Here is a 26,285-nt window from a genome sequence, read left to right on the forward strand (position 1 = left end):
CGGGCGTTAACCAACGGTATCTTCGTAAGATTTGGCTCCACTGAAGAAGGAGCCGCCATTGACCAACCAACCTATCCAGTTCGCCGCCTCGGCTGTGGTCGCCGCCAACGACAACCTGCCCGCCACCACGCCGCCGCCCGCCGCACCAAGCGTTCGACTCCTAAAGGGTGAGTGCATCGACACGATGAGCGCGATGACTGCCGAGTCGGTCGATCTGGTGATCACGTCGCCGCCTTACCTGAACATCGGCATGCCTTATGGCGACGCCTTCGCGACCATCGAAGACTACATCGAGTTCTCCCGCCAATGGATCACCGCCGCTGCCCGCGTCCTGAAGCCGGGCGCCGCGATGTGGATCAACGTCGGCATGCACAAGGCGGGTCCGAACAGCCGCGTGCCGTTGACCTACTACCTGTTCCCCCTGATCGCCGGGACGGGCCTGACCTTCGTTCAGGAGATCGTCTGGGATCGTCGTGCCCACCAGCGCACGACCCAGCGTTTCTCTACCCGCTCTGAACGCTGGCTCTATCTGGTTAAGCCGGGCACGCTCAAGGGTGCTCGCGGTCGTCCCAAGAACATCGATCCGGTCTTCAATTTGGAAGACGTGCGCATCCCCTGCCAGTCGGCCGACAAGCGCAACAACCTCTCTGGAGCTAATCCTTCCGACATCTGGGCCTTCACGCAGGTCCACGGAACGTCGAAGGAGCGCACCGCGCATCCGTGCCCGTTTCCGCAAGCCATGATCGAGCGGATCGTGTTGGCGTGCTCGAACCCCGGCAACGTGGTGCTGGACCCGTTCGGTGGCTCTGGAACGACTGGCGCGGCGTCGATGGCTCACGGTCGTTCGGCGGTGATGATCGAGCGCGAGCCGACCTACTGGCCGATCATCGAGAAGCGTCTGGGGCTGAAGGAGGAAGAGAAGCCCGCGACGGTGTTGAACGGCGATTGCCTGAGCGAAATGGCGAAGATGGCTGACGGCTCGGTCCCGATGATCTTCACCAGCCCTCCCTACAATCTCCGCGAGGGGCAAGGGGGGTTCCCGACGCGCAAGGGCAAGTGGAACACTGCCAAGCTCCGCGAGGGCTACGACGGGCACAACGACGCGATGCCCTACGAGGATTACGTCGCGTGGCAGAAGGCATTTCTGCTAGAGTGCTGGCGCCTCATCCCCGAGGACGGTGCCATATTCTACCAACACAAGCACCGCGTTCAGCACGGCGTTCTTCGGACGCCCCACGATCTAAATCCGAGCTTGCCGCTGCGGCAGATCATCGTCTGGGATCGCGGCTCCGGGATGAACTTCAACCGCAACTTCGCCACGCCTTCCCACGAGGTGATCCATGTGTTCGCCAAGCCGAAGTTCCGCTTCCGCAAGGGTCACGGGTTGAAGGACGTCATTAAGGTTCTGCCGGATCGGAGGAATCCGCATCCTGCGCCATTCCCGGTCGAAGTGCCGCGCCTGATCATCGCGGCAACGGACGCAAAAATGGTTCTCGACCCCTTCTGCGGCTCTGGATCGACCGGCGTGGCCGCTCTGAAGGAGGGACGGAAGTTCGTCGGGATCGAACAGTCGGCTGACTACTGCCGCATGGCCGAGGATCGCCTTGGAGCCATGCGCTCGGAAGATCGCGAGAAAGTCGGATCGGGTGACGTCGCCAACGACAATGCTGCCCGCAGCGATGGCCGTCCTGTGGTCAAGCCTGTCCGCTCAGAGGCTTCCAACGACAACACGCGCGGCAGCGAGGTCATCCGATACGGAACCGTGTGCTCTGGGATCGATGGGGTGAGTTTGGCGTGGGAGCCGCTCGGCGGCTTCAAGCCTGCATTCTTCTCGGAGATCGAACGCTTTCCCAGCGCGGTGTTGAACCACCACTGGCCCGCCGTGCCGAACCTTGGGAATATGTTGGATATCGACGGTGCCGACTGGCGCGGGAAGCTGGACGTGCTGTGGGGCAGCAGCCCTTGCCAAAGTTTCAGCCGCACCGGGAAGCGACTCGGCATGGCCGACGCTCGCGGTGAACTCACCCGCAAGTTCGTGGACCTCGCCGACGAGATCGACCCTGAATTCATCATCCTCGAAAACGTGAAAGGACTCCTCAGTGACAAACGAAACGCCTTCGGCTGCTACCTCGGCGCCCTCGTCGGCGCATCCGATCCGCTCCTCTGCCGCGAAAAACGCTGGCCGAACTTCGGCTACGTCACCGGAGTTCGCCGACACGTCGCTTGGCGCGTTCTCGACGCGCAACACGGCGGCGTGGCGCAGCACCGCGAGCGTGTCTTTGTTGTCGGATGTCCTCGAAACGGACCCGATCCCCGAGAGGTTCTTTTTGAACAAGCGAGCGAAGGACGGCATTCTGAAACGGCTGCTGGAAAGGCCCGCCACCGCGAAGCGCAAGTTGCCACCCGGCTGGGTCATCGACGCCCTGCGATCTACTTGAACGCTGACGCAACGCCGAAGTGGGCCGTTGAACAGTCTTACACCCTGCGTGCAGCAGGTGGATCGGGTGGCAAAGCCTGTGTCGTGGTCGATGGGAAAGTGCGTGAGATCATTCCCGAGGAACGGGAAGGATTGATGGGTATCCCTGTGGGACACACCAATATTCCGTGGCCGGGCAAGGCGCGCTCGCTCGATGTGGCTCGCTACAAGGCCATCGGAAATTCGCTGGCCATTCCCGATGTCCGCTGGCTGGGTGAACGCATCAAGCTCGCACGGGCGATCCACAGGGCCGGGATCAACCTCCCGCTGGCGGCTTAAGCCGCATCAGCGTTGGGGCGAAATACATCGGGCCAAAGGTTCAGTGGCAGGGAGTAAGGCTCATGCCCAACGATGTCGCTGAACACCTCGACTGTCCGCTTCAACGCCGCGACGTTCATGAACTCCAGATGCTCAAGTGCCGCCCAATCGCAGCGCCGAGCCAAACCAGTCTGCATCAGCCACTCGGCGACCGCAGTTTGATCTTCGACCGGGACGAGCAGTGCGATTTTGGTGACCGGTCGTAGACCTAGACCGCACCGCACGAACACTGCGTCTGCTTCGGTTGAGCAGATCAGGAGCAAGTCGTTCATGGGGCTGGAGATAATCCCCCCGGTCTTGGTTTGGCCGAGCACCGCTTCCAACGTCGCTTCGTTGTCGTTCGGGAACTGGAAGACCTGATGGTAGCTCATCGCCGGGCCTCCGGCTTCAGCCAGAGCACGGCCCAGCCGACTCGCGCCGCCAGCATTGGACGACCTTCACGGACGAGGGTTTGGAAGAGTTCGATGAGGGCGTCGGCCGATGGCCCGCGCCCGCCCCGAAGGCACAGATAGTTCTCGGCGCGGCCCAGCCATGCGCTGCTGAAATGTCGATGGGAGTCGGTGAGGCCGCGTTCGAAGAAGTGCTGATAGATGTCCATACCGGAGGTCTCCTTTCCGGTATTTATCTACCTATGCCGTCAGTGCGCCTCTCGTCGAGAGCAACACTGCGGCTGCGGTCATTACGACCGACTATGACGCACCCACGCCTTAAATGCTTCTGTCTTGACCCCGACCCTTGCGTTTCACCTTGGGCTTTGGTGTCTAGCTGCTACTAAGATTGAGCGAGGATGTCGGCCACGGGCTATCCACCCCCGCTCGATCATCTCCACATATGCGCGGGGCGCTCTGCATTGTCCGAAACGTCCTATGATGCTCTCAGTCGGGAAGAGTTAATCCACGCGCTCAGCCGTCGCGATGCTGAGGAAGCGGGCGCGCTGCGACTCCACTATAAGGGCCAGTCGCTTCCGTGGCGGATTGTTCGGATGGTGAAACCCCGCCGTCAGAAGATCGAGGGGAAGCTTTGCGTCGGTTCCGAGGCGGACCAAGCCTGCAACCTAATCGTCGAAGGCGAGAACCTTCAGGCGATGGTCTCCCTCTACAAGTATCGAGGCCAAGCGGACCTCATCATCGCTGATCCGCCCTACAACACAGGCAAAGACTTCCGCTACAACGACCGCTGGGACACCGACCCTAACGACCCAGACCTTGGACCCCTTGTGTCGGCTGACGACGGTTCAAAGCACAGCAAATGGCTGCGCTTCATCGTGCCCCGACTTTGGGCCATGAAGGAGATGCTTCGTCCTTCTGGCGTGCTGGCGATGTGTATCGACCAGCGGGAACTCTACCGACTGGGAATGGTGCTGGACGAGGTTTTTGGTGAACAAAATCGCCTCGCAATCATCAATTGGCAGAAAACGACACCGAAGAATGACGTGTCGCACGTCTCTGTCACAACGGAGTATGTGCTGGTCTACGCCAAGAATAAGGATGCTGCGCGAACCCAGCGTAGCGCAAAATCTACCGCGCGGTTCCAGAACCTCGACAACGATCCGCTTGGAGAATGGAAGCAAGGTGACTTGACGGCACCCGAGCGACGCAAAGCCAGCGACTACGCGATTCAAAATCCTTTTACAGGCGAGTTCTTCGGTCCGGGCAACAGGCATTGGGCCAGCCGACGCACTCAGATGAAATCGTGGCTGCAAGAGTGGGATGCTGACTACGAAGACTACGACTTGGGGGATGATCGGGGGCTTGCCTTAGCGATTAAGGGTTGGGCACGGGCCAGCGAGGAGAAGCGGGCTCAGCTTCTCGCTAAGTCGCGAGCGCGCGCGCAAACCCGGCTTGATCAAGGTGCATGGCCAACCCTTTATTGGGGGCTCGACGGGCTTCAGAAGCCGGTCAAAAAGATGCACAAGGAGTTAGTAAAGGCGGGTGTTGTTCCAACCACTTTCTGGGTGGAGGAGGACGAAACACCTACCGAGATCGGCGCGGTATCTTGGCTTTCCTCGTTGAGCGGCCGGAGTCGCGATGGGGTTGAAGAGCTTAACGCACTTGTAGGACGTGATCACGGCTTCGAGACCGTCAAGCCGCTCAAGTTAATCAAGAAGCTGATCCAAATCTGGTGCCCGCCGACTGGTATTGTCCTCGATCCGTTCGCGGGCTCAGGCACGACGGCTCACGCCGTTCTTGAACTCAACACCGAAGCTGGTGCGAATCGTCGGTTTATTCTCGTGGAGCAAGGGCGCCCGGAGCGTGGCGACCCTTACGCAAGAACCCTGACTTACAAACGTGTCGAACGTGCAATCAGCGGCGAGCGTGTTGATAAGGCAGGGGTCGTAAGCAGAACAGCCACGCCTCTCACTGGCGGCTTCCGCTATTCCAAGTTGATGCTGGCGGTTGATGCCGACGCGGTGTTGGCGTTGGAACGGGAAGAGATGCTCGATCTGTTGCTTACGTCTCATTGGGACCAGAGCGAGCGGAGCGCTTCGCACTTGCGTCGGCTTCCGGCGGGCCAGCACGCCCATCTCTTTGCCGTCAGCGCGCGAGGAGAAGGCTTCTTTCTCGTGTGGAGCGGGCCAAGTAAAGCTTCGGTTTTTGACCGGGCCACGTTTAAGGCGATTGTGGAAGAAGCCAAGAAGGAGGGCCTGTCCGCACCCTACCACGTCTATGCAAGAACCTCGATTTACCCCGGTCCCAACATAGAATTTTACCAGATACCGGACCGGATTCTCGATAAACTCGGCTTTAACGACACAACTCAACCTTACTCATCTGCGGCTGAGCACGCAGGATGACAAGCATTATAGAACTTCTGCCGTTCCAAGTTCGAGCCTCTCAGCAGATCGTAAACCGTTACCTGAAGCTGACGGAGGACCCCAAGCGTCCCTCCGTTCACAAAGGATGGGACGTTCCCTACTACCAAGCACTCGCGGCGCTGACAGGCGCAGGGAAAACACCGATCCTTGCCGACGCCATCTCTCAGATGCGTGCGACTACGCCAGTTGCCCCTATCGTCCTGTGGATTTCAAAGGCTAAGGCAGTCGTTGGTCAGACTTATGGAAACTTCGAGCCCGGCGGCAAATACAGCCACCTGATCGAAGCCTATGAGGTGGTCTACCTCGCGGAACTTACGCCTGAGCGCATCGCGGATTCCAGCACAGCCTTCGTGGCTCTCACCACGGTGGGCACCTTCAATCAGAAGGATAAGAGCGGTGGCACTCTCAGCGTCCACAAGACAGATGATGATGCTGGCGACGGCTCTCTTTGGGGCACTTTAACGGCAAGGCTTGGAACGGACGGCAAACGTAGGCCGCTCTTCGTTGTCTACGACGAGGGGCACAATCTCTCGGACCAGCAAACCGAATTGCTGCTCGAACTTGAACCAGACGCCATCCTCGTCGCGAGCGCGACGATGCGAACACCGGGTCGCCTCGGCAAGTTGATCGAGCGCCTCAAAGAAGTCGGTTGGTCCGATCTCGCGCAGGACGACGACAAAACGGACGTGAAACCCTGCCTTGTCACCGCCGTAAGCAGCAAGGCTGTGGTTGATGCGGAGCTTGTGAAGCAGCAAGTCGTAATCGGCGCGTCCACGTCCATTATGGAGACGATGATCGACTCTCTGATCGAGTCGATGGAAACCGCGACGGAGAAGGCCGAGCTTCTGCAAGCAGGTTTCTTGCCAAAGGCCATCTACGTCTGCCGCACCAACATCAATCAGGACGATGGTTCGACAGATGTGGTGTCGCGACCGTTCGTGGAGCGCAAGGCACCTCCGATTCTGATATGGCGCTATTTGGTGGAGCAGAAGGGCGTAAATCCGTCCGAGATCGCGGTCTACTGCGACCTGAAGCTGGATCGCACCGCCCATCCGCCGCCGCCTGATTTCAAGCTGTTCTCAGGCGGAGAGCAGGACTTTGCCGTCTTCTCGGCGGGCAACTACCGCCATGTGATCTTCAACCTGAGCCTTCAGGAGGGTTGGGACGATCCTGCGTGCTGTTTCGCTTACATCGACAAGTCGATGGGCTCCGGCGTGCAGGTCGAGCAAGTCATCGGACGTGTGCTTCGCCAGCCGGGGGCGAAGCATTACGCCGACGCCGACCTCAACACGGCGACTTTCTTCATCCGCGTCGATGACAAGCAAGAGTTCCCTAAAATTCTGAGCATGGTTCAGGCCAAGCTTGGGGCCGAAATGCCGGAAGTGAAGGTCGAGGGTTTCAGTGACCCCAAAGACCGCCAGCGCGCCCGCCAAGACGCCAAGAAGGTTCGCACTGTCCCCGAAATCCATATCGACGCGAGCGAGGCCCTCGGCCCGCTTGCAGACCGCTTGAGCGAGGTCCACGACTATCGTCCCGACAAGGTGAACACCGCTGGCAAGGGAGAGATGGTGCGGGCCGTTCAGGAAATCGGCACGGGCCAGAAGCCCGACGTGCAGCCGGTTGAGACGCCCCACTCGAACCGCGTCACAGCCCGCTGGATCGTAAGGCGAGGGATGCAATCGCTATATCCCGAGGCTGCAAAAGCCATTGATTGGGCTGACGGTAGGTTCGACGCCTTCATTGAGATCACCAGCCCGGCGGCGGCGGCGCTGAGGCAGGATGCTGAGCAACTCGCACTCGCTTACGTCAAGAACAGTGAACTCGTCTTCGAAGAGGAAAACCCGTTCACGGTTGGTCCGGTCCTCGTAAATCCGGCGAAGGCCAAGCCATACGCGAACGCTCTCCACAGCGCGTATGACCTCAATCCGTTGGAGCACCAGATTGCGGAGGCGCTGGACGCCACCAAGCTCGACTGGGTGCGAAACCCGGTGAATGGCGGGTTCGCCATCCCCTTGCTCGATATCGGCGACAAGCGCCGCTTCTTCCCTGATTTTCTCGTTTGGAAGGACGACCTGATCTTCGCCATCGACCCGAAAGGCGGACACATTCTTGCGGGGGATGCGGGCAAGAAGATCATGAACATACAAGGGGATAAGGGAGAGCGGAAGCTCCTCGTGCGGTTCATCAGCGAAGGGAGATTCAATGATGACCTTCAGAAGCTTGGGTCCAATGGCCTGACTGTTTTCTCGGCGGTTAAGTCTACAGGGAAGATCAGAGCCAAGGCGGTGAACGATGCGAAGGAGGCTGTTGAAGTCGCTCTTAAATCGTAGTCTTTTCGCCGATAATGGAGCGGTCAGCCCCACTCCAACTCTCCCGTGAACCGCCTGTAGCTTTTCCAGCCGTCCCCGCCGCCAGCCTCGGTGATGCGCGGAATGCCGAGCGCGTCGCACTTCGCTTCCACCTCAGCGATCAAGGCCAGCGCGACGGGCCCATTGCGAGGTCCGTGAACGTCGCGAAACATCCAAGCCGCCCCGAGCGAAAGCGGACGAAACTCGACGAGAAGCTGGGTTTGATACTCAGCTATCGCCAGCTTCCCCGCCGCCACTTCGGAAAGTCGGTGGGAGATGCAGTTCCGATATCGAAGCCCTGCCTCCAGAAGGTCTCGCGTTGTCGAGAGCGGTCTTAGGTCGTTGTCGCCAACAGGAACTGGGTTCACCGGCAGACGATCCGCCCGGCGGATGAAGCGGTCGAGCAAGCGCGGCAACGTCGATGTGGGGCGCATCTGCGCGATAGCCTCCGCTACCGTCTCGTCAGACGCGCGCGAGCAGACCGACTGCACGAACTCCACGGCCGCGTTGAACGTGGTCGCCTCAGCGCCGGTATCGAGCCGTTCGAGCGTATGGGTGTGATGCCAGCGCGGGTCGAGGGATGACAGGACTTCGAGCTTGCGCCGCGTGATCCGCCCCGCTCCGCGCAAGGCATCGGCCGCCCGGACATCGTTGCGCGCGAGCATCTGGAAGATGGCGAGATAGTCGGCCCGTCGGTCCAGCGGTCGCTCACCGATGCGTTCGAGCAGCCCCGGAAGACCCTCGGGGACATCACCAAAGGTCATGCGGAGGATGTCCGCGACGCGACCGTGGCGGACGACTTCGGCGAACGACATCGGGAGGAGGTCTTCGCTCACGTCGAAAACTCCGGCCTTTACCTCATACGCTGCCAGCGCTGCGAGGATCGCTTGCCGACGCGCAGGGGCGGCCGTGAGCACGCGCGACAGGATGCCGGGCACTTCGTCGTCGAGCTTCACCAAAGCGGCCGTGGCCCACCCCAGCAGCCCTCCCTCACGCATTGAAGCGCTCCCATGGGAAGCGGCCTTGACCTTGAGCGTTCGGCGCAGTCTGGAAGGCAACCCAGCGCCACTTCCGCGTCTCGCCCGGCGTCGTGGCATGGTCGAATACGATGCGCTGCGGCGCGTTGGTAAGGTCCGCAAGGATCGCCTTGATTGCGATGGCCTCGGGGACCACGACGGGGACGGTGATTTCCCCGGCAGCTTCCGCCGGAGGGCTGATGAACAGCCACTCTGTCGTGCTGATCCATTGGTGAGGACCGGCGACGGCGTTCATGAAGAGTTCGAGTTCGAGACCGTCGATCTCGCCCGCCTCGTCAGCGACGGCGCGGACAGCCAGACATCGCAGCGGGGCTTCTTCCGGTGCCATTCAACCTCCTATTTTGTGGAGGTTTCAGCGTCTCATGCAAATTCAGCCCGTCAACCAGATCGGGGACGATGTAGGCGGTCTCTCTCGACCGTTAGGAGGTCGTTTCCCTGACCGTGGTGAACTCTGGCCATGAGAAGGGGATCGAATGTCACGCGCTTCCGCCGCTGGCCGAAAGGTCGGGCCAAGGGGTCGAACGCGAAGTTCGTGGGCACCGTTATCGTCGTCGCGGGGGCGGCCTTCCTCGCCACGCTGATGTGGCCTCGTTCCGCCGATGTGGTGTCGGCCCGCGACGGCGGCGATCCGGTCTCGGCTCAAGACACGAGTTGGGCCTACGACTTCGCGTGTGAAGTGGCCTTTGTGAACGACGGCGACACCCTCCGATGTGAGGCCGGGACGCGGGTTCGGCTCCACGCCATCTCTGCGAGAGAGACGGACGGATCGTGCTCGCCGGGACATCCATGTCCGACTGCATCTGCGTCGATGAGCACAGCGGCTTTGACCCAACTCGCCGGTCGCCGGATCACCTGCCTCCAGACTGGCACCAGCTACGAGCGCGTCACTGCGATCTGCCGAAACGCCTCCGGCGTGGAGATCAACTGCGCCATGGTGGAGCGCGGGGCGGCGGTTGTGTGGGAACGCTTCAACCGGCAACATCCCATCTGCATGAGCTAAGGAGGTGACCATGTTCGGATCGAGGGGGAGGAAGGCCATCGAGCAAAATAGCGTCGCTGTGCTTGAAGGCTTTCACAACACGGTCGAGGACGATCTCGGAGAAATAAGTGATCGCGACGCGACGATCATGTTCGCCGGATGGCTGCATTACAGCATCGCCTTATTGGTTCAGTCTGGGCAACTAAAAGTCGGCGAGATTCCCGCCGCGCTCCAAGCTGGCGCATTGGCTGTCCGTTCAGCCGCCCCGGATCACGGGTTGGGTCATTCCTACATCGAGGTCGCGCAGAACAGAATCTTCGAAGCCATGCGTGAAGCCAATGGATCGCCGATATGGCCTTTTCTCTACCACGCTGCTGCGAGTGAAGACCTCCGAGTTTCCGAGGCAGCGTTTGCTGGAGCCTTAATGCGTGAGACCGAAGCCGTGGCGAGAATGCGATAGTCGAGACTACCGTTTGACAGATGGTGTCAGCGTAAGATGGACCATCGGCGACGGGCAAGCTTCCGCCGGGATATCCTTCACGTCAGTTTGTGTGTGATTTTGGAGTATGCCTCGCCCCAAACTGCGGGAATGCGCGCCCACTCTTCCGGTCTGGAGGCGCGCACCAAGGGGGAGTTGTGAAGTGAGTGCCGGATAATCACACCAGTTCCCTCCAGTAGTGGTTCGGCCCGTGCAGCCTTCTTTCCGACAAGGACGACGACCTCGATGTCAGGCAGCAACTTCATCAGGTTTCGCACTTCCGCAACCCCCTCGATAAGCTCCTGCCGCGTAATCTTCCGCGTGCCGTTCCAGCCGGGCACCACATTCCACATCAGGGTGTCATCTCTTGGAATTCCAGCCGCTTGCATGAAAAGGAAGGTGGCCTCCGCAGTGGGGTCGTCGTTGTCCCTGCTGATGAAGCCAGAGCCGACCCGTCCTGATCGAGATGTCGATGTCATCGGGCCGGGCTTCTCCTTGAGGAACAGGATGCGAGAACGGATGCCGCCATCCAGCGGGTCGAAGTCTGGCACTTCAATGTTGTGTCGGACGCGGAGGTCGGCGGCGAACTTGGCGAGCGGCATGATGTGCGGAAGATCGAGCATGGCTCGTCGAACCGCCCGCGCTTCAGGATCGCGCATCGAGCGCGGCAGGGTCGGCGGCTCGATGTTCTCAACAGGCTGACGCATACTCGCTCCACATCGCTGACCAGCGAATAGCATTGGCGAGCACTCGCGAGGAATTCACATGACAATCGAACTGCGCGAGCGATTGGTCTCGACGGCTCTCGAATGGCAACGGCGTTTCGGCGTTGCACCGTCGATAACTTCCGCAATCTCGGAGTATGACGCAGCCGTGCTGGTCGGTGTGCCCATGAACAAGCTGGCTGAAGCAATCGGCGACGCGAGCGCGGTTCGAAAAGGGTTCGACTTTGTGTGGGAAGGCAAACGCTACCAAGTCAAAGCCAATCGACCCAGCGGCCGTCGTGGATCAACTGTGACGAAATGCGCGAAGGCTTCAAACTACGATTTCGACGTGCTGATCTGGCTGCTTTACGATCCACATTACGTCATTCAGGAAGCGTGGCGTTGGGACGCGGCGGATTACCGATCCATATGTGGTCCACTTGTGCATGTCCGTCCGCAGCATATGCGTCAGGGCACTCCCATGATGTTCGGCCACATCAATCAGCGCGCCACCTTTTGAGGCACGGCTCATCCCCCCGCCAACTCACTTCACCTCATTCCCCGCCAGACCGAAGCCGCCTCCGATCAGACTGCCACCCGTCACATCGACCGTCAGCCCCAGCCGCTTACGCTGCTCCGCGTAGTGGAGGCGTGCGGTGCGAGCTTCCTCCAGCACACCGGTCATTTGGTGCGACATGTCCTCGATCTGATCGACCAACATTTCGATGCACTTCTCCTGCACATCGAGGCGCTTCTGGGCGTCATCCAAGGCGTCCGCCAACAGTGACATGATCTCGTCCTGCGTCATCGCGCTGCCGCCTTCCGAGCACGGTAGTTAGCCGCCCGTTGAGCCGCCGTCTTCGGTGGCTTCTGGGGATCGGGCTTCGGGCCGGGCTTCGCCTTCGTGTAGGTCAGCCCGAGGTCGATGAACTCCAACGATGTGAAAAACGGAAAGCCCGCCGCCTTGAAATAGTCGGCGAGGAAAGTCGCCTGTTCCTTGTCATAGACAGTCACCGTCACCGGGCGCGCGTCGTCGGGCATGCGGAGCGACGACCGGAACACGATCTGGATCAGGTCTTCAAACTCACGATCTCGGCGCACGGCATCGTGGTCGACCAGCCCGCAGGTCATGGCGGCGAACACCTTGTTCTCCGCATCGCTGGCCTTGGCGCTGTAGAGAACCGAGCACTGGGTCAATGACCGGTATTTGTTGGACCCGGCGATCTTCGGTGGGACCTGTTCACCCGGCAGCTTCAGGTCGCCCCGCTTCTTGTTCGCTGCCCAGTAGTGCTGCCCAGCGGTGACGTTCGTTCGAACCCAAGCGGACCATGCCTGAACGGCTCGTTGACCAGCCTCGGTCGTCTCGAAAAATGTCGAACCGGCGCGATGGTCCTCCGCGACGTATCTGATCGTCAGATCACGACCCTGCCACACAGCGTTCTGACCAATGGAAATCGGCTTCCAGATCACGCCGGGATGAAGCGACGTGCACAGCCGATAGGTGATGAGGCTGGTAAAGCTGTTCGCGAGGATGACAGCCCGGTCGTAGACGGCCAGTTCGGTGACATCCCAGATGCTGAAGTAGGTCAGCCTCTGGCGGTGCTGGAGTTCTTCCCAAGCTTCCAGATTGATCACGGCCCCGCCCCGTTGAACCCGGTTGTGCAACGCTGCGACCGGGCGGGTGAGGTCGTCGGCAGCAAGCGCACGGGAGGAGGGTGCGTCGGCCTTCGGGAGGAGTTTGGAGTAGCCCTTGGCGAACGGCTCCAGATTGTAGGTTGCTTCCCAGAACGGTGTGGAGGCCCCGAGATCAAACGATCCCGATGTCCAGACCTTGGGGTCTTCGTCGATGATGATCGTCCAGCCGCGACCCTCGACGACCGAGTGATCCACTCTCTTGATCGCCTCATGGGTCAAGATCAGGACGATGTGCTCTTCGTCGCTGCAACGCTCAATCATCAGCGGAAAGTCGCGGGAGACGACGTTGCCACCCTCGCTGGACAGGGAGCGAACCGTCACCGAAGCGCCCGACTGGATGCCATTGTTGATGATGAGGCTTTGGCGGACGGCGAACTCGTCGGTGCGATCCACCGCGTAGATGTAGCGTCCGGGCGTGCGGCCGATGTGTTCGACGGCCCATTTGGTCTTCCCAGCACCGCACCCAGCGCCGCTGTAGTAAATAGTCTGCATGATGATTTGACGTTGTTCGTAATCGCAGCCCCTATGCGTGCGACACAATCAGTATTTACCACGCAGATGATCGTGCTGACTATAAACTTCGTGACTGTCGTTTCTAAAAATGCCCGTCACGAGCGCACCTCGTCACGTCATTAGTCTAATAGTCTTTAGAGGATTGGCGTGACGCGCTGGAGCGTTGCTTGATCCTCGACTGCCGAGACATTGCGCCGCGCTATGCGCGACGGCTCCACGCCTTCGATTACGGCCTCCCGGCGAAGAGCCGCTCGTCCTATCGAAGCCTTGTCGCTGAGCCGGGAACTGGATGGGGCCGAGGAATCCGGCTCCTCCCCCATCAAAGCGAATGCATTGCAACAAAGAGATCGGCCACTTCCGCCGATCTCTTTGTTGCTGGCGACGCCATCCGGCGTCGGCACCAAATGCCTTCTTCAAGTCGGTTCAATGTCGATTGGCGTGGGTCCAGATCAGTTCGTATCTCGGCTCGAAAACCCAGCCCTTCTGACGGTCGCGAAGCGGCCGGAGGGTGCGCCCGTGACGGTGCTGAAGTCTCCCAGCTTGACGCCCTTCAAGACCGATGTTGTCCTCCTCGGCATGGGAAGGCTGCTGGACAGACTAATCCAAGGCTCCCCGGCTTACGAGGTGAAGGCCGAGAACGACGGCTTCTCTCTGGTCGGCAAGCCCGACCGTCTGGACGAGTTCAGCGATCTGGTGCATGAGGCCGTAGACCACGCGAGCGAGGACTTCGTGGTCTTCCCGACGAGCGACGGCGGTCATCGCTATAGCAGGATGTTCGTCGTGCCGCTGGACAATGGGACGATTCGATAGAGCGACGCGGATTACCGCTGCTCAACTACCGCCCCGCACAGTTCGATCCGCGAAGGACGAGCACGCGCTCTCGCGTCGTTCAAGGCATGCGCCCTGATGAAGGTGGCGGTGAGATCGACAAGTGCTTCGAACTGGGGATCGGCGGCTTCGACGATGAGGTTGTGATCAGCACCGCGAACGACCACGAGGGCGCTGCCGGGCACTGAACTGTCGTCATACATCGCGCGGTGACTGCGCCAGTCGGTGACGAAGCCCTGAACGACGTCGGCATCGCCAGTCATCATCAACACCGGCGCGGTGAGGCTCCGGTAGGTCGCGGGCGTCAGCAGCCCTTGCACCATGCCCGGACTGGAGAAAGCGACCAGAGCCTTCACGGCGGGATCAGTCTGGGGTCCAGCAGGTGTGGCCGCACCGATGGTCAACGAAGACATCAGGCTTCCGAATGAGTGACCCATGGCGACCAGAGGCAGCTCGGCGTGCGCTGCCTTGGCATAGCCGCGCGCGATGGCGAGGTCTTCGATCCGTGCTGCGAAGCTGTCTGGCCCACCCGAACCCGACAGATCACCACGAGCCAGAGCATCGCTATGAACGGGGGCGACGACGACGAAGCCTTCTTCCGCCAAGGCTCGGATCATGCGGTCGTAGTTGGTGGGCTGGCCACCGCCACCCGCGGTGAAGACGACGATGGCTGTAGGCTCCTCGACACCCCAGACCTTGAGTTCCAGTTCGCGCGCGCTGGAGGTGGGAAGGCGCACGACCTGCTCGCTCACCACCACGTCAGCAGGAGCGTTCGCCATCATCGAAGCGCAGCCGCCCACCAGAAGCAGCGCTGCAACGGCCCCAATCATCGTCGCGCGAATACCCATGCTTCTTCCCCTGCCAGATCGAATGTCCCGTCTCTCTGACGGTTCGCTTTGGAGATCAACCGCCATGCCGTTCTCCTTGCTTGATTGCCGTCAAGTGCGAAACACGGTGCAGATCGGTGGCGGGGTTTGGATGATCTCGAAAGGTATACTTCTGGCAGATGTCGATCAGTGGGTCTGGAAGCCTCTCGTTAATCATCAGATATGGATGACAGACTCTCCGAATACCGTATCCTGAAATCTATCTCCGACAACGCGGGGCTTTCAGGGGTTTTCGGAAACGGATGCTAATCGGATATTCGAGGTGCTCGGCTCGTGGGCAAAATCATGAGTCGCAGATCGACGCGCTGGAGCGGGCAGGGTGCGAGCGCATCTTCGTCGAGACCGCTTCCGGCACGCGCAGTGATCGGCCGCAGCTAACCGAGCTTCTCGACTTCGCCCGGCCCGGAGATACCGTGGTTGTCCTGCGGCTCGACCGTCTCGCCCGTGATGTCCGCCAAATCCTCGATCTCGTCGATCAGTTCACCCGCCGCGATATCGGGCTGAAGTCATTGAGCGAGGCCATCGACAGCACCACCCCCAGCGGTCGGCTTGCGGTCCACACCTTGGCAGCGCTCGGACAGTATGAAGTCGAACAGAAACGTCTCGCCTGTGAAGCCGGGCGGAAGGCCGCGATTGCCCGTGGTCGTCTCGGTGGCCGCCCCAAGGCTATGGACGAGACCAAGCTTAAAATCGCTAAGGCGCTGATGGCCGACGATCAGCTTTCGATGTCGGAGATCGCCCGTCAGGTGGGGGTGGCGCCGAGCACGTTGTATCGAACGGTGCCGGGTGGCCGTGCCGCATTGGGCCAGCCAGTCGCTTAGACGGACGGCCATGTATCCAAAGCGTGATCGAGCGGAACTTTGGTTGATTGCCTTGTTGGTTCTGGCGACGGTCGTTCAGGCGGGCTTCGTAATTGCGTCTTGACTGGACTGATCTGCTGAGAGGTCTTCGACGCTGATGTCCGTCAACGGCCCGAAATAGTCTGCTGGGCCTCCCGCACGCATTACCATTGCCGCATACTTTTCGGGCCACACGGCTATGGAGGCCGCTTCCGCCGCCTCGCGCGCCGATTTACGGGCCTTGGCAGCTTCACGGATGACGTCGAACTTTGCCTGATTCACCGTCATACCTCCTTGCATCCGCCTTGGTGAACCTACGCGAAAATCCTTGAGAGAATGTAGCTGACGGCTCGCTCGCCTGTGGAGATGTAATCAAACTGCTTTCCCCCCAATCAAATGTTCCCCATACGTTCTCATTATGAGCGAGAGGGCATATCGGGGCGACGAGACGACGGGCTTCCAAAGCCCGGCACAGGATCACATCGAAGGCGTGCCCGATCTCGCCGAGCTTCTGGAGCTACGGCGACCTCAGCGATACGCAGTCAGGGTCAAGGGCGAGGGCCTTCGAAAGCGCGGCATCCACGGCGGGGACATCCTCGTGGTGACAACCGACGCCCCGCCGATCACCGGCAAGGTCTGCGTGGCCTTCCTGCATGGCGACGTGGTGCTGGCGGTGCTGATGGAGAAGGACGGCCAATGGTGGCTGGAGCCTTCGAACCAAACGCCCCAGCCCTTGTCCGACGACACCGAGGTCTGGGCCATGATCGCCGCGCTGGTTCGGACGGATGTCTGATGTTCGGCCTAATCGACGGCAACAACTTCTACGTCTCCTGCGAGCGGGCCTTTGACCCGACGCTCATTGGCAAGCCGGTGATCGTGCTGTCGAACAACGACGGCTGCGCCATAGCGCGCTCTGCCGAGAGCAAGGCCCTCGGGATCAAGATGGGTGAGGTCTGGCACCTTTCGAAGCGGAAGCCAGAGTATCGGAACGTCATCGCGAAAAGCTCGAACTACGCTTTGTATGGCGACATGAGCCGCCGCGTTTTCGAAGTTTTGTCCGACCATTTCCAGAGGGTCGAACCCTACAGCATCGACGAGATGTTCTTGGACCTGACGCAGTTCGCCCGCGTGGACTACTGCCGCCGCGTCCGAGATAGCGTCCGCCAGATCACCAAGATTCCAACATGCATCGGCATCGGGCCGACGAAGACGCTGGCGAAGTTGGCGAACAAGCACGCCAAGGGCGGGCCGACCGGCGTATCTGATTTCAGTGATCTCGACGCCCGCCGTCAGGGGTTTGCCGAAATGCCAATCGGCGAAATCTGGGGCGTGGGGGGCGCCAGTCAAACGAAGCTGAACAACCTCGGCATCCATACGGTCGAGCAGTTCGCAGCGCTCCCGTCCGCCAGCGTCAGGAAACTCATGACCGTCACCGGCCAGCGGACCCATGCCGAACTCAACGGCGTGTCCTGTATGCCGCTGACCCTCGCTCCCGATCAGAAGCAAACGGTGGCGGTGACGCGGATGTTCGGGCGCCCGGTTGAGACGTGGGAGGACATGCGCGAGGCACTAGCGGCCCACGCTGCACGCGCTGCGGAGAAGTGTCGCAAGCATGGGCTGGTGGCCAATGCGATGCAGGTGTTCTTCCACACGCATCCGCACAACGGCGATCCTTGGTATCATGGCCAGCGTTCGTTTGAGATCGAGCCGACTGCGGACAGTTTCGCGATCATAGGTCAGGCCGTCGCAGCGGGCCGGTCGATGTGGAAGCCCAACACGCGCTACGCCAAGGCCGGGGTGATCCTGCTGGACCTTCAGGCAGAGGCTGATGCGCCCCGCGACCTCCTGCCGACCGTCGATCCGATCAAGTCCGAGAAGCTGATGACGGCGCTGGATTCCGTGAACGCGAAGTTTGGACGGGGGACATTGCGGCCGGGCGGGATACGCCCGGTGAAGCCGTGGTCCACGCGGGCGAACAATCGGTCACCTCGATTCACGACGCGGTTCACCGAACTGATGGAAGTGCGAGCGTAGACCGCTAGACGGGGATGATCTCGGCACAGTCGTAGAGCTTGTTTTCATCGAGCCGGGGGAACAGCGCGAAGTCGCGAACCGTCATGTCCTGAAGGGACGCAACGAACCGGTCGAACTCCTGTTCGAAACCAAGCCTCGGGTGGATCGTCCACGAGCCGTCACGCTCGCGGGAAAAGTAGACCTCACCATCTTTCTGCAAGTCGGCGAATGTAATCATTCGACAATTTTAAGCGTAGCGCGAGCGCGATGCAAATATGGCAGCGCTTCGTTCCGTATTAAGATCAAGCTGCGCCAGAACCCCAAGTTCGTTTGGGGGTTGGGAGGGAATGTCGTCTGAAGTAAAAAGCTTACGAGAACAATCTGTTCGCTTTCGTGCATTGTCCCGGTGGGTAACGGACGCCCAGACGCTGGCGGCTATTGAAGGGCATTGCGATGACCTAGATCGCCGTGCTGCTGGACTCGAATGTGGCGCATCTATTGCCGCCAAATCGGACGAGCCGGACGACAACGCGGTGTCCGCGAACCTTCAGGCGGACGGCGCGATCAGTTCAGCCGCATGACCTCGGCCGACGCATAGAACCCGGCTGGCCCCATCTTCGGGAAGATGGCGAACCCGCGATCCTCAACCTCGTAGAGGTGCGCGACGAGCGTATCGAACTCTTCCTCACAGTCTGGCCGAGGTTGGATCAGGATCGCTCCTGCCAGCGGAACCACGATGTGGATGTCACTACCGGCGGCGAGATCGTCGAAAGAAACCATGGGTCGCAATATCGCAAACTGTGTTGATCGTCATCGAGTCAGCCGACCACGAACCGTTCTGGCCGCACCGCCGCGAACAAGTCACGAGCGTCTACGGAAGGGTTCAGCCACGCTTCCCAATTGTGCGGGTTGAGGATGACCGGCGCCCGCGTGTGATAGTCGCCCATCCATCCTTCCGATGGTCCGGTGAGGATCGTGAACGATCCGAACTCCCCCGCATCAGGAGTGATGACGCGATCCCATAGCCCGGCGAACCATAGGAGATCGCCATCGGTCCGAGCGAAGCGGTGTTTGATCTTGGCTCCCTTACTGCCGGTCCATTCGAACCATGCGCTTGCAGGGATGATGCAGCGGCGTTTGGCATACGCCTCACGGAAGGTGGAGGTGCCAGCGCAGGTCTCGGATCGTGCGTTGAAGGTCGAGAGCTTGAAACCGTCGTCTCTGCCCTTCTCCGTATCCTTGAGAGGCTTGCCCGACCGCCAGAAGGGCACGAGGCCCCATCGCATCCTTTCGACCACCCAGCCGTCGCTTTCCAGCCGTGCAGTGGTTTGCATGGTCGTGGGACGAACATCGTCGTCGGGCTGGAGGTTCAGGGGTGGCGTGGTGACGGGCGCGATGGTGGAGAGAGCCTCATGGATTTCGGCCCATGTGAATTTCCCGGTTGTCTCGAACCGCCCGCACATTACCGCTTCACGAACTCGCGGATCATGGCGACGACCGCATCGCGTTCCGCGTCTCGAAGCTTCCCCCAGAGTTTCAGGATAGTGCGTTCAGATACGCTGCTGCCGCTTGGGTCGGGGTCATCATAGAGGTCCGCGACGCTGCACTTGAGAGCCTCGGCAACCCTGACCATAGCAGCCGCCGACACTCGGTTGGTGCCCCGCTCATATTTCTGAACTTGCTGGAAGGTGACGCCTATTGCGTGACCAAGATCGGCCTGTGTCAGCCCGGCCTTCTCACGACGGGTGCGGACAGTCTTTCCAATTTGGAGATCGATCTCTGATGCGACGTTTGTAGGCATTGTTCGCGTATAGCGCGACACTTCGGCTCAACCAATCCGCGAGTTGCGATCAGGGCCGAAGCGTCACGCCACGAGGAATGCAAGGTGCGGTCGTTCACTTATGCGTGCCCGAATGAACGAGGTAAGGTCAGCTTCGCTCTCCGACATCTGTTCTGGCGTGATAGCGCCACGGAAGAGTTCGTAGCGGAGCCAAACCCGGTAGGTGTTCACGACATCAGTCTCGCCGTAGTCGGCGCATTCTTGAATGCGACCTGCTCGGACGTGCTCCCAGACCTTTGAACCATCAATCCCATCGGGCTTTCCGGGCAATCCCATCATTTTGCACAGGTCATCCAGCGATGCCTTGGCGTTCGACTGGAAGCTGGCAAGTTCGTCACACAGATCGACGTGGGCCTGATCGTAGCGCTTGAAGTAGGGCCGGGAGGTCAGACCCGATGCCGCGATCCCGTTGACCATCGCCCGATATCGCAAGACAGGCAGATCGAAACCGTTTCCGTTGAAGGTGACGAGCGTCGGCCGGAGGGTGTCCACGCGGGCGGCAAAAGCCGAGATCAGATCAATCTCGGCCCGCTCCCCAATATGTGGGGCGCCGAGTGATTTGACGCGCCAGACGCCATCGACGCGCTCGGCCACGAGGGCGGCAAGCACGGCAACCTTGTGGAGCGGAAGCTTGGGGAATTTGTCGCCAAGGATTTCGACAGCCTCATCGTCGGTGAGGGCTTCGCGGCCGTGAAGGCGGGCGAGCGTCTCCGTGCAGGGAACAGTTTCAAGGTCGAAGACGATGGCGTGCTGGCTCAAGAGACCTCCGGGTTGGGAAGGGGGCATTGTCGCCCAAAGAATCGTTATGTCATCCAGATTTCTACTACTGCCGTCTCGCCATTTGCTCCCCCGACACGACTCTAAATCATCGTGGTTTTCGTCCAAGTGGCGCTCATTTCAAGTTCTTTGCGGGTGATCGGCCGCCTATCTTCGACGTCGAGTTCAGCGTAAATTTCATCGTTAACGAACCAGCCTTTGCCGTTTGACAGAATGTAGAGGCCACCTTCGACTGGCATGATCGTGTCATAGAGCGCCAAAAGAATTGCATTCGCCTTCGCCCGGTTTCGGTAGATGTCTTCGGTGTCTTCGTCGCGAAGGCTATCCATCCATTTCGCCGCCTCTTCGACCGCATCAACACCAACCATCCGGGTCTGGTGTTTCAGCATGGTCCGAAGGTCTTCGATCAATTTGTCCAGTTTGGACGCTTCGGCTTGGCGTTCAGCCAAGCGGATGCGCGTCGAACTGACGTCCTCGCCTCGTTCGGCAGCTTCGATGGTATCATTGAGGTTGTCGATCTTGACCTGAATGGCACGGCGAGCGGACAGCTTGTGCGTCAGGTCCGTTTGATCTGGTAGGGGTTGAGCCGCTTCCATCCGGGCTTCCATAAGGAAAACGGTCAGCCATTCTTCGACATCAGAACACAGGTAGGTCTGACGGTTGTCGCAGTTCTGTTTGCGGTTGGCCTGATAGCATCGGAAGGATCGGACACGGGCCGAGTTCGGGTGGTTCGTGACGACGAGCGTCCCGCCGCATGCCTCACATTTACCCATCCCCATGATAAGGTTTGGGAACCGCTTCCCTCTACGACCTGCGCCTCCTCCACGTTTGTTTCGCAAGGCGATCATCGCCTGCGCGCGGTCGAAGGTCTCTTCGTCAACGACCTTCGGATAATAGTTAGGGATCGGGTCACCGTCAGGCTGGCGAAGCATCCGCTTATGCGCGCGCTGGCTGGTTAGGGTCGGTTGATAGAACCCCATTACCGAGGGTGACCGGAGGATGGTGAGGACATAGCCTTGATGCCAGCCGTCCGATCCGGCGACGAAGGGTTCCACCTTGTTGGCGTTCAGCCGTTGGGCGATGGCCGTGATCCCAAGCCCGTCGATGCACTCGGCGAAGATGCCCCGGATGATGTCGGCCCGGTCGCCGATCAGGTCAAAGTGCTTGGTCCGCTCGTTGAAGACGGTCCACGCCGGTCCACGGCGGGAGAGCTTCTTACCGGTTAGGCGAGCTTCCTCACGCTTCTCAGCCCAAGCCTTTGCGACTTTACGGGTCCGTTCCTTATTCTCGTTGTGGGAGTTGGACATCGTGAACAACGCCCGCATCAGTTCAAGGGACGTCGAGTGTTTGTGGTAAACCTCGCCATCGACCAGAGTGACGACGTTGACGCCTTTCCGAATAATCGACGTCAGAAGGTGAAGGGCTTCGCTCTCGATCTCGCGGGTCAGTCGCGAGAATTCATCGACAAGAAGGTAATCGCCCGACCGGATGGTCCCGGCCTCTATCATGTTCAAAAGAACGCCGAGCTTGCCCGTCTCGCGATGAAGACCGACCGACGCTGATATCCCGCGATCCACAAACGTAGGGTCAAACTCGATGTCGGGATGCTCTTCAGCCCATTCGAGCGCCGCTGCTAACTGGCGCCGTAGACCGTCGCCCTTCAATTGCGCGCGGGTGCTGATTCGGCTGTAGGCGTAGGCTGTTGGCTTCTTAACCATACTCGCTCATACCACGAGCGAAATAATAGTCATCCATGTTATGGGCACCAAGAAGTTTGACGCCGAAGACTTCGAGGGCTTCCTCAAGCTGCTGCCCCAGGAAAAGGACGGGGTGCGGCTGCGTCACGCACTGGAAGTCCGCAACCCGACCTTCGCCTGCGAGCAATTCTATGACCTGGCGCGCCACTACGGCGCGGCCATCGTCTATACCGTCGACGACGAGGAGCCGACTTGGCCCCAGATCGACGAGGCCACCGCTGACTTTACCTATGCCCGGCTGATGTCCAGCCGCGAGGACGAGCCGACGGGCATGACCTCCGAGGAACTGGACGCCGTCGCGGCCCAGACCCGCGCCTGGGCCGCGCGCGGCGACGTCTTCGCCTACTTCATTTCCGGGGCCAAGGTGCGGAACCCGGCGGCGGCCCAGGCGCTGATCGCAAAGCTGAAATAGCCGCCGGGTCGTCTTGCGGCCCCACGGGGCGCGTCCCATCTGCGGCGCGCCTTCCCGCCGAGCTTGAGGACGTCCCATGCCGATCGCCGCCCGCGCCTTCGCCGCCACCGCAGCCGACCAGCCGCTGAGCCCCTACAGCTTCGAGCGCCGCGATCCCGGCCCGGACGACGTGGCCATCGCCATCAAATACTGCGGAGTCTGCCACTCCGACCTGCACGCGGTTCAGAACGACCTGGGCGGCTCCGTCTATCCGCTCGTGCCGGGCCATGAGATCGCGGGCGTGGTGACGGCGGTCGGCGCCCATGTCACGCGCTTCAAGGAAGGCGACCGCGTCGGCGTCGGCTGCATGGTCGACAGCTGCCGCACCTGTTCCTCCTGCCAGGGCGGTGAGGAGCAGTACTGCGTCCCCGGCATGACCCAGACCTACGGCTCGCCCGACCCCAAGGGCGCCGAGGTCGGCCAGACCATCACCCAGGGCGGCTATTCCGACCGGATCACGGTCGATCAGGCCTATGTCCTGTCCATTCCCGACAGCCTGCCGCTGGATGCCGCCGCCCCCCTGCTGTGCGCGGGCATCACCACCTACAGCCCCTTGCGCCACTGGAAGGTCGGGCCGGGGTCCAAGGTGGCGGTCGTCGGCCTGGGCGGCCTGGGTCACATGGCTGTGAAACTAGCGGTCGCCATGGGCGCCGAAGTCACCGTCCTGTCGACCTCGGACCGCAAGCGCGCCGACGCCGAGCGCATGGGCGCCAGACATTTCCTGATCAATTCCGACAAGGCCGCCATGAAGGCGGCGGCCGAGAACTTCGACCTGATCATCAACACGGTGTCAGCCACGCACGAAATCGCCAGCCACCTGAACCTGTTGGCGCGCGACGGGACCATGGTCATGCTGGGGTTGACGACCGAGGGCCTGCCGGTCTTCGCCCTGCCCCTGCTGTGGCGTCGGCGCAGCGTCGCCGGCAGCCTGATCGGCGGCATCCGCGAGACCCAGGAGATGCTGGATTTCTGCGCCCAGCACGGCATCGTCTGCGACATCGAGACCATCGCCCCGCATCAGATCAACGAGGCCTATGCCCGGATGGAGAAGTCCGACGTGCGTTATCGCTTCGTCATCGACATGGCCCAGATTGACCAGGCCGCGTAACGGCGTCTTCTCCTGCGACGCTTGCCAAGCTAAGGCTTGTTCCAGAGGGTAAGGACGACGTTGATGGGGCGTCGTCCAATATGGGGAGCGGATCATGGCGCGAGTGGCGTTGGTCACGGGTGGAACCCGGGGCATAGGCAAGGCGATCGTTCAGCGGCTGAGAGAAGACGGCATGGCCGTCGCCGCTGGTTATTCCGGCAATGATGAGGCGGCGGCCGCAACCGCGCGCGAACTGGGCGTCATGGTCATCAAGGGCAATGTCGGCTCGTTCGAAGACTGCGAGCGGGCGGTGCGGGAGGTCGAGGCCGAACTGGGCCCCATCGACACCCTGGTGAACAACGCCGGCATCACCCGCGACGGCTTCTTCCACAAGATGAGCCACGACCAGTGGTCGGACGTCATCCGGGTCAACATGGACAGCGTCTTCAACATGACGCGCCAGGTGATCAACGGCATGCGCGACCGGGGCTTCGGCCGCATCGTCAACATCTCCTCGATCAACGGTCAGAAGGGCCAGATCGGCCAGGCCAACTATTCCGCCGCCAAGGCCGGGATGATCGGCTTCACCAAGGCGCTGGCGCTGGAAAACGCCCGCAAGGGCGTGACCGTCAACTGCATCGCCCCCGGCTATATCGACACCGAAATGGTCGGGGCCATGGACCAGAAGGTGCTGGACAGCATCATCGCCCAGATCCCCGTCGGGCGTCTGGGCAAGGGCGAGGAAATCGCCGACATGGTGTCCTGGCTTTCGGGCGAACGTGCCGGATATGTCACAGGCTGCACCCTGTCGCTGAACGGCGGCCAGTACCTGGTTGGCTAAATCCGCTTTGCCTAAAATCCGCCGTTCGGGCGTTCCACCACTAGTGTCATGATGGCAACGGTCGAGGTTGAGGCGGAGAATCCGCCATGCTTCGCCGTCTTGGCGCCGCGCGCCAGGACGGTCGTGGGCCTGCGCCTGGACCTCGCCGCCCTGATGCTGCTGACCGCCTGTCTGGCGGCCAGTCCGGCGGCGGCGCAGCTGCGTTCCAACGCCCAGGCCGAACAAAGCCGCACCATCCGCGATCAGACCGTGACCCGCAGCGTGCCGCCCCCCGCCCGCTATGTGTCCGAGGCGGGTCAGGGCTTTGTGCTGGACCGCGCCGGGTCGCTGACCCTGCTGCGCTTTGATCGTTCGAACGAGACCTGGGCCCTGCGCCCCTCCTCGGCCCCGCGCGGCGACACCATCTATCGCAATGATGCGGGCGAACAGGTGCTGCGCGTCACGCCCTCCGGCGGCATCACCGTCTATACCAGCCGCAACCCCGGCGGCTCGCCCGTGTCCCAGGCCGGCCCCGCCGTCAGCCTGGAGCCGACCAGCCTCGGCCCGGTGCAGATGTTCAACCTGATGACCCGCCGCAGCGGCCTGGTCAGCGACGCCATGGGCCGGCTGATCCGCATCAACCTGTCCGGCGAGGAATCCGAGGCCCTGTGCATCGAGGCCCTGATCGTCACCACCGACGCCGTGGTCCGCATCGCCCGCTCGCCCAGCGCCCGCCCCTTCCTGGACCGGCTGCGCAGCATCACCGTGGTCGAGGGCTCACGCGCCTCGGTCAGCTATTCCCAAGGCGACCTGCGCGTCGTGGTCGACCCCAGACGCGGCATCGCCGGCCGCCCCTCCTCCGCCCGCGTCATCCGCGCGGTGATCCCCCAGGACTGACGGCTGGGAGCGGCGGTTGAGCGGGTCGCAGGCGCCCCTTAGCGGACATTAGTAGGCTTAACGCACAGCGCTTCAGCTTCTGCCAATAGTTTCCGAAGCTGCTCAATGTCAGCCTTCACTGGCTCAGTTCGAGTAGCCCGCTGGCGGATGCTTTCGAGAGCCTGATCCTTGATCGTGACGCTTGCGAAGTCGTCCCAATCCCACTCGCCGCCAGTGCCGTCGATGAAGTCTCGTAGGCACCGAGCCACTTCTTCTGGTGTGTGTTGAACTGTCCACATGGCTCCAGATTTGCATGCGAGACGTCCGCTAACCACCCTTTGATGAACTCCGCCTCCCGTCCGGCAGTGGACATTCCCAGGCCCCGCCGCCAAGCTCCGGCTTCGTCGAGGGCGGAGGCTTCAATGGCGAGTGATTTTCCGCAGGGCGTCGTCCATGACGCGGGCGACGACCTACAGGCGGCCTTGCGGGCGGAGCCGGCGGTCTTCGACCTGTGGAAGGCGCTGACGCCGCTGGGGCGCAACGAGTTCATCTGCTGGGTCGAGGACGCCAAGCAGCCCAAGACGCGCCAGCGCCGCATCGAACGCACGGTCGAGGAACTGCTGGAGGGCAAGAAGCGGCCCTGCTGCTGGGTCGGCTGCATCCACCGCACCGACAAGGCGCCCAGCCCCTGGCAGCAGGCCGTTCTGATCGACGGGAAGGCGAAGGACCGCCCCTAGTCCCTAAACA

At 61.2% G+C, this 26,285-nt stretch carries 29 protein-coding genes and 1 pseudogene; 15 read left to right on the forward strand and 15 right to left on the reverse strand.

Translation table 11 applies throughout. The features are described 5' to 3' along the window. Positions 1-58 precede the first annotated feature (58 nt). Complete coding sequence (locus DXK21_RS00580) at positions 59-2,755, forward strand: site-specific DNA-methyltransferase (protein WP_114815841.1); 2,697 nt, start codon at positions 59-61, stop codon at positions 2,753-2,755. Here the strand turns inward: DXK21_RS00580 and DXK21_RS00585 are convergent. Both DXK21_RS00585 and DXK21_RS00590 read right to left on the reverse strand, forming a co-directional pair. Next, the gene (locus DXK21_RS00585) at positions 2,752-3,165 is read right to left on the reverse strand and encodes a hypothetical protein (RefSeq protein ID WP_114815842.1); all 414 of its coding nucleotides are present in this window, start codon (positions 3,163-3,165) and stop codon (positions 2,752-2,754) included. The genes DXK21_RS00580 and DXK21_RS00585 overlap by 4 nt on opposite strands. Continuing rightward, on the reverse strand, positions 3,162-3,392 hold the full coding sequence (locus tag DXK21_RS00590; protein WP_114815843.1) for a DUF6626 family protein: 231 nt from the start codon (positions 3,390-3,392) through the stop codon (positions 3,162-3,164). Before DXK21_RS00590 ends, DXK21_RS00585 begins: the two co-directional genes overlap by 4 nt. 189 nt (positions 3,393-3,581) lie before the next feature. On the opposite strand from DXK21_RS00590, the gene DXK21_RS00595 reads away from it, so the two are divergent. Beyond that, positions 3,582-5,588 (forward strand): site-specific DNA-methyltransferase, encoded by a 2,007-nt coding sequence (locus tag DXK21_RS00595; protein ID WP_114815844.1) that lies wholly within the window; start codon positions 3,582-3,584, stop codon positions 5,586-5,588. Continuing rightward, complete coding sequence (locus tag DXK21_RS00600) at positions 5,585-7,939, forward strand: DEAD/DEAH box helicase family protein (RefSeq protein ID WP_114815845.1); 2,355 nt, start codon at positions 5,585-5,587, stop codon at positions 7,937-7,939. The genes DXK21_RS00595 and DXK21_RS00600 overlap by 4 nt, the downstream gene beginning before the upstream one ends. Positions 7,940-7,962: 23 nt before the next feature. Here DXK21_RS00600 and DXK21_RS00605 read toward each other — a convergent pair whose 3' ends face one another. Beyond that, positions 7,963-8,913 carry a hypothetical protein gene (locus tag DXK21_RS00605; protein WP_162790547.1) on the reverse strand — a complete coding sequence of 317 codons (951 nt, stop codon included), beginning with the start codon at positions 8,911-8,913 and terminating at the stop codon, positions 7,963-7,965. Positions 8,914-8,947: 34 nt separating this feature from the next. Next, a complete protein-coding gene (locus tag DXK21_RS00610) occupies positions 8,948-9,322 on the reverse strand; it encodes a hypothetical protein (RefSeq protein ID WP_114815847.1) in 375 nt (124 codons plus the stop codon). A gap of 129 nt (positions 9,323-9,451) precedes the next feature. Between DXK21_RS00610 and DXK21_RS00615 the strand changes: the two genes are divergently transcribed. Next, complete coding sequence (locus tag DXK21_RS00615; RefSeq protein WP_245945008.1) at positions 9,452-9,994, forward strand: thermonuclease family protein; 543 nt, start codon at positions 9,452-9,454, stop codon at positions 9,992-9,994. Positions 9,995-10,004: 10 nt separating this feature from the next. Next, entirely contained in the window at positions 10,005-10,433 is a 429-nt protein-coding gene (locus DXK21_RS00620) for a hypothetical protein (protein WP_114815848.1), read from the forward strand. 77 nt (positions 10,434-10,510) lie between these two features. On the opposite strand, the gene DXK21_RS00625 is transcribed toward DXK21_RS00620, so the two are convergent. Then, the gene (locus tag DXK21_RS00625) at positions 10,511-11,158 is read right to left on the reverse strand and encodes a uracil-DNA glycosylase (protein WP_211305940.1); all 648 of its coding nucleotides are present in this window, start codon (positions 11,156-11,158) and stop codon (positions 10,511-10,513) included. A gap of 58 nt (positions 11,159-11,216) precedes the next feature. Between DXK21_RS00625 and DXK21_RS00630 the strand changes: the two genes are divergently transcribed. Beyond that, entirely contained in the window at positions 11,217-11,675 is a 459-nt protein-coding gene (locus DXK21_RS00630; protein WP_114815850.1) for a hypothetical protein, read from the forward strand. Positions 11,676-11,699: 24 nt separating this feature from the next. Here the strand turns inward: DXK21_RS00630 and DXK21_RS00635 are convergent, their stop codons facing one another. Both DXK21_RS00635 and DXK21_RS00640 read right to left on the reverse strand, forming a co-directional pair. After that, positions 11,700-11,963 (reverse strand): hypothetical protein, encoded by a 264-nt coding sequence (locus DXK21_RS00635; RefSeq protein ID WP_114815851.1) that lies wholly within the window; start codon positions 11,961-11,963, stop codon positions 11,700-11,702. Continuing rightward, positions 11,960-13,342: a hypothetical protein gene (locus DXK21_RS00640; protein WP_114815852.1), complete on the reverse strand. Its 1,383-nt coding sequence runs from the start codon at positions 13,340-13,342 to the stop codon at positions 11,960-11,962. Before DXK21_RS00640 ends, DXK21_RS00635 begins: the two co-directional genes overlap by 4 nt. A 222-nt stretch (positions 13,343-13,564) precedes the next feature. Here DXK21_RS00640 and DXK21_RS16425 point away from each other — a divergent pair, with 222 nt between their 5' ends. Continuing rightward, complete coding sequence (locus DXK21_RS16425; RefSeq protein ID WP_162790548.1) at positions 13,565-14,173, forward strand: hypothetical protein; 609 nt, start codon at positions 13,565-13,567, stop codon at positions 14,171-14,173. Between the two features lie 11 nt (positions 14,174-14,184). On the opposite strand, the gene DXK21_RS00650 is transcribed toward DXK21_RS16425, so the two are convergent. Next, positions 14,185-15,039, reverse strand: a complete 855-nt coding sequence (locus DXK21_RS00650) for an alpha/beta hydrolase (RefSeq protein WP_162790549.1) — start codon at positions 15,037-15,039, stop codon at positions 14,185-14,187. 281 nt (positions 15,040-15,320) lie between these two features. Here DXK21_RS00650 and DXK21_RS00655 point away from each other — a divergent pair, with 281 nt between their 5' ends. After that, positions 15,321-15,899 (forward strand): recombinase family protein, encoded by a 579-nt coding sequence (locus DXK21_RS00655; protein WP_114815855.1) that lies wholly within the window; start codon positions 15,321-15,323, stop codon positions 15,897-15,899. 75 nt (positions 15,900-15,974) lie between these two features. Here the strand turns inward: DXK21_RS00655 and DXK21_RS00660 are convergent, their stop codons facing one another. After that, entirely contained in the window at positions 15,975-16,199 is a 225-nt protein-coding gene (locus DXK21_RS00660; RefSeq protein WP_162790550.1) for a hypothetical protein, read from the reverse strand. A gap of 136 nt (positions 16,200-16,335) precedes the next feature. On the opposite strand from DXK21_RS00660, the gene DXK21_RS00665 reads away from it, so the two are divergent. Then, positions 16,336-16,710: a LexA family protein gene (locus DXK21_RS00665; RefSeq protein ID WP_114815857.1), complete on the forward strand. Its 375-nt coding sequence runs from the start codon at positions 16,336-16,338 to the stop codon at positions 16,708-16,710. After that, positions 16,710-17,951, forward strand: coding sequence for a Y-family DNA polymerase (locus DXK21_RS00670; RefSeq protein WP_114815858.1), 1,242 nt, complete (start codon positions 16,710-16,712; stop codon positions 17,949-17,951). The genes DXK21_RS00665 and DXK21_RS00670 overlap by 1 nt, the downstream gene beginning before the upstream one ends. Positions 17,952-17,955: 4 nt before the next feature. Here the strand turns inward: DXK21_RS00670 and DXK21_RS00675 are convergent, their stop codons facing one another. From DXK21_RS00675 to DXK21_RS00700, 6 genes are all read right to left on the reverse strand, one after another. Beyond that, positions 17,956-18,168 (reverse strand): hypothetical protein, encoded by a 213-nt coding sequence (locus tag DXK21_RS00675; RefSeq protein ID WP_114815859.1) that lies wholly within the window; start codon positions 18,166-18,168, stop codon positions 17,956-17,958. A 326-nt stretch (positions 18,169-18,494) separates the two neighbouring features. Next, the gene (locus DXK21_RS00680) at positions 18,495-18,710 is read right to left on the reverse strand and encodes a hypothetical protein (protein WP_114815860.1); all 216 of its coding nucleotides are present in this window, start codon (positions 18,708-18,710) and stop codon (positions 18,495-18,497) included. Positions 18,711-18,748: 38 nt separating this feature from the next. Then, the gene (locus DXK21_RS00685) at positions 18,749-19,393 is read right to left on the reverse strand and encodes an SOS response-associated peptidase (RefSeq protein WP_114815861.1); all 645 of its coding nucleotides are present in this window, start codon (positions 19,391-19,393) and stop codon (positions 18,749-18,751) included. Continuing rightward, positions 19,393-19,752 carry a helix-turn-helix domain-containing protein gene (locus tag DXK21_RS00690; RefSeq protein ID WP_211305941.1) on the reverse strand — a complete coding sequence of 120 codons (360 nt, stop codon included), beginning with the start codon at positions 19,750-19,752 and terminating at the stop codon, positions 19,393-19,395. Before DXK21_RS00690 ends, DXK21_RS00685 begins: the two co-directional genes overlap by 1 nt. Before the next feature lie 42 nt (positions 19,753-19,794). Further along, positions 19,795-20,529, reverse strand: coding sequence for a 3'-5' exonuclease (locus DXK21_RS00695; RefSeq protein WP_162790551.1), 735 nt, complete (start codon positions 20,527-20,529; stop codon positions 19,795-19,797). 101 nt (positions 20,530-20,630) lie between these two features. After that, positions 20,631-22,265: a recombinase family protein gene (locus DXK21_RS00700; RefSeq protein ID WP_114815864.1), complete on the reverse strand. Its 1,635-nt coding sequence runs from the start codon at positions 22,263-22,265 to the stop codon at positions 20,631-20,633. Between the two features lie 40 nt (positions 22,266-22,305). Between DXK21_RS00700 and DXK21_RS00705 the strand changes: the two are divergent. The 5 genes and pseudogenes from DXK21_RS00705 to DXK21_RS00725 form a co-directional block, all read left to right on the forward strand. Beyond that, positions 22,306-22,716: pseudogene (locus DXK21_RS00705) on the forward strand (DUF72 domain-containing protein); the annotation flags it as partial. Between the two features lie 76 nt (positions 22,717-22,792). Beyond that, positions 22,793-23,863: an NAD(P)-dependent alcohol dehydrogenase gene (locus tag DXK21_RS00710; RefSeq protein WP_114815865.1), complete on the forward strand. Its 1,071-nt coding sequence runs from the start codon at positions 22,793-22,795 to the stop codon at positions 23,861-23,863. Between the two features lie 94 nt (positions 23,864-23,957). After that, positions 23,958-24,683: an acetoacetyl-CoA reductase gene (gene phbB / locus DXK21_RS00715; protein WP_114815866.1), complete on the forward strand. Its 726-nt coding sequence runs from the start codon at positions 23,958-23,960 to the stop codon at positions 24,681-24,683. A 123-nt stretch (positions 24,684-24,806) separates the two neighbouring features. Beyond that, entirely contained in the window at positions 24,807-25,559 is a 753-nt protein-coding gene (locus DXK21_RS00720) for a DUF4908 domain-containing protein (RefSeq protein WP_245945010.1), read from the forward strand. A gap of 401 nt (positions 25,560-25,960) precedes the next feature. Then, positions 25,961-26,275 (forward strand): YdeI/OmpD-associated family protein, encoded by a 315-nt coding sequence (locus DXK21_RS00725; RefSeq protein WP_114815868.1) that lies wholly within the window; start codon positions 25,961-25,963, stop codon positions 26,273-26,275. The last annotated feature ends 10 nt before the right edge of the window (positions 26,276-26,285 follow it).

The sequence above is a fragment of the Brevundimonas bullata genome (genome assembly GCF_003350205.1).
In the GTDB taxonomy this organism is placed as follows: Bacteria; Pseudomonadota; Alphaproteobacteria; order Caulobacterales; family Caulobacteraceae; genus Brevundimonas; species Brevundimonas bullata.

Excerpts from the sequence above, each read along its gene's own strand:
- DXK21_RS00635 (WP_114815851.1), bottom strand. The coding sequence starts at position 11,963 with ATGACGCAGGACGAGATCATGTCACTGTTGGCGGACGCCTTGGATGAC.
- DXK21_RS00700 (WP_114815864.1), bottom strand. The coding sequence starts at position 22,265 with ATGGTTAAGAAGCCAACAGCCTACGCCTACAGCCGAATCAGCACCCGC.
- DXK21_RS00615 (WP_245945008.1), top strand. The coding sequence starts at position 9,452 with ATGAGAAGGGGATCGAATGTCACGCGCTTCCGCCGCTGGCCGAAAGGT.
- DXK21_RS00670 (WP_114815858.1), top strand. The coding sequence starts at position 16,710 with ATGTTCGGCCTAATCGACGGCAACAACTTCTACGTCTCCTGCGAGCGG.
- DXK21_RS00620 (WP_114815848.1), top strand. The coding sequence starts at position 10,005 with ATGTTCGGATCGAGGGGGAGGAAGGCCATCGAGCAAAATAGCGTCGCT.
- DXK21_RS00625 (WP_211305940.1), bottom strand. The coding sequence starts at position 11,158 with ATGCGTCAGCCTGTTGAGAACATCGAGCCGCCGACCCTGCCGCGCTCG.
- DXK21_RS00630 (WP_114815850.1), top strand. The coding sequence starts at position 11,217 with ATGACAATCGAACTGCGCGAGCGATTGGTCTCGACGGCTCTCGAATGG.
- DXK21_RS00650 (WP_162790549.1), bottom strand. The coding sequence starts at position 15,039 with ATGGGTATTCGCGCGACGATGATTGGGGCCGTTGCAGCGCTGCTTCTG.
- DXK21_RS00655 (WP_114815855.1), top strand. The coding sequence starts at position 15,321 with ATGCTAATCGGATATTCGAGGTGCTCGGCTCGTGGGCAAAATCATGAG.
- DXK21_RS00710 (WP_114815865.1), top strand. The coding sequence starts at position 22,793 with ATGCCGATCGCCGCCCGCGCCTTCGCCGCCACCGCAGCCGACCAGCCG.
- DXK21_RS00640 (WP_114815852.1), bottom strand. The coding sequence starts at position 13,342 with ATGCAGACTATTTACTACAGCGGCGCTGGGTGCGGTGCTGGGAAGACC.
- DXK21_RS16425 (WP_162790548.1), top strand. The coding sequence starts at position 13,565 with ATGCGCGACGGCTCCACGCCTTCGATTACGGCCTCCCGGCGAAGAGCC.
- phbB (WP_114815866.1), top strand. The coding sequence starts at position 23,958 with ATGGCGCGAGTGGCGTTGGTCACGGGTGGAACCCGGGGCATAGGCAAG.
- DXK21_RS00680 (WP_114815860.1), bottom strand. The coding sequence starts at position 18,710 with ATGGTTTCTTTCGACGATCTCGCCGCCGGTAGTGACATCCACATCGTG.
- DXK21_RS00665 (WP_114815857.1), top strand. The coding sequence starts at position 16,336 with ATGAGCGAGAGGGCATATCGGGGCGACGAGACGACGGGCTTCCAAAGC.
- DXK21_RS00600 (WP_114815845.1), top strand. The coding sequence starts at position 5,585 with ATGACAAGCATTATAGAACTTCTGCCGTTCCAAGTTCGAGCCTCTCAG.
- DXK21_RS00675 (WP_114815859.1), bottom strand. The coding sequence starts at position 18,168 with ATGATTACATTCGCCGACTTGCAGAAAGATGGTGAGGTCTACTTTTCC.
- DXK21_RS00610 (WP_114815847.1), bottom strand. The coding sequence starts at position 9,322 with ATGGCACCGGAAGAAGCCCCGCTGCGATGTCTGGCTGTCCGCGCCGTC.
- DXK21_RS00590 (WP_114815843.1), bottom strand. The coding sequence starts at position 3,392 with ATGGACATCTATCAGCACTTCTTCGAACGCGGCCTCACCGACTCCCAT.
- DXK21_RS00585 (WP_114815842.1), bottom strand. The coding sequence starts at position 3,165 with ATGAGCTACCATCAGGTCTTCCAGTTCCCGAACGACAACGAAGCGACG.
- DXK21_RS00725 (WP_114815868.1), top strand. The coding sequence starts at position 25,961 with ATGGCGAGTGATTTTCCGCAGGGCGTCGTCCATGACGCGGGCGACGAC.
- DXK21_RS00595 (WP_114815844.1), top strand. The coding sequence starts at position 3,582 with ATGTCGGCCACGGGCTATCCACCCCCGCTCGATCATCTCCACATATGC.
- DXK21_RS00685 (WP_114815861.1), bottom strand. The coding sequence starts at position 19,393 with ATGTGCGGGCGGTTCGAGACAACCGGGAAATTCACATGGGCCGAAATC.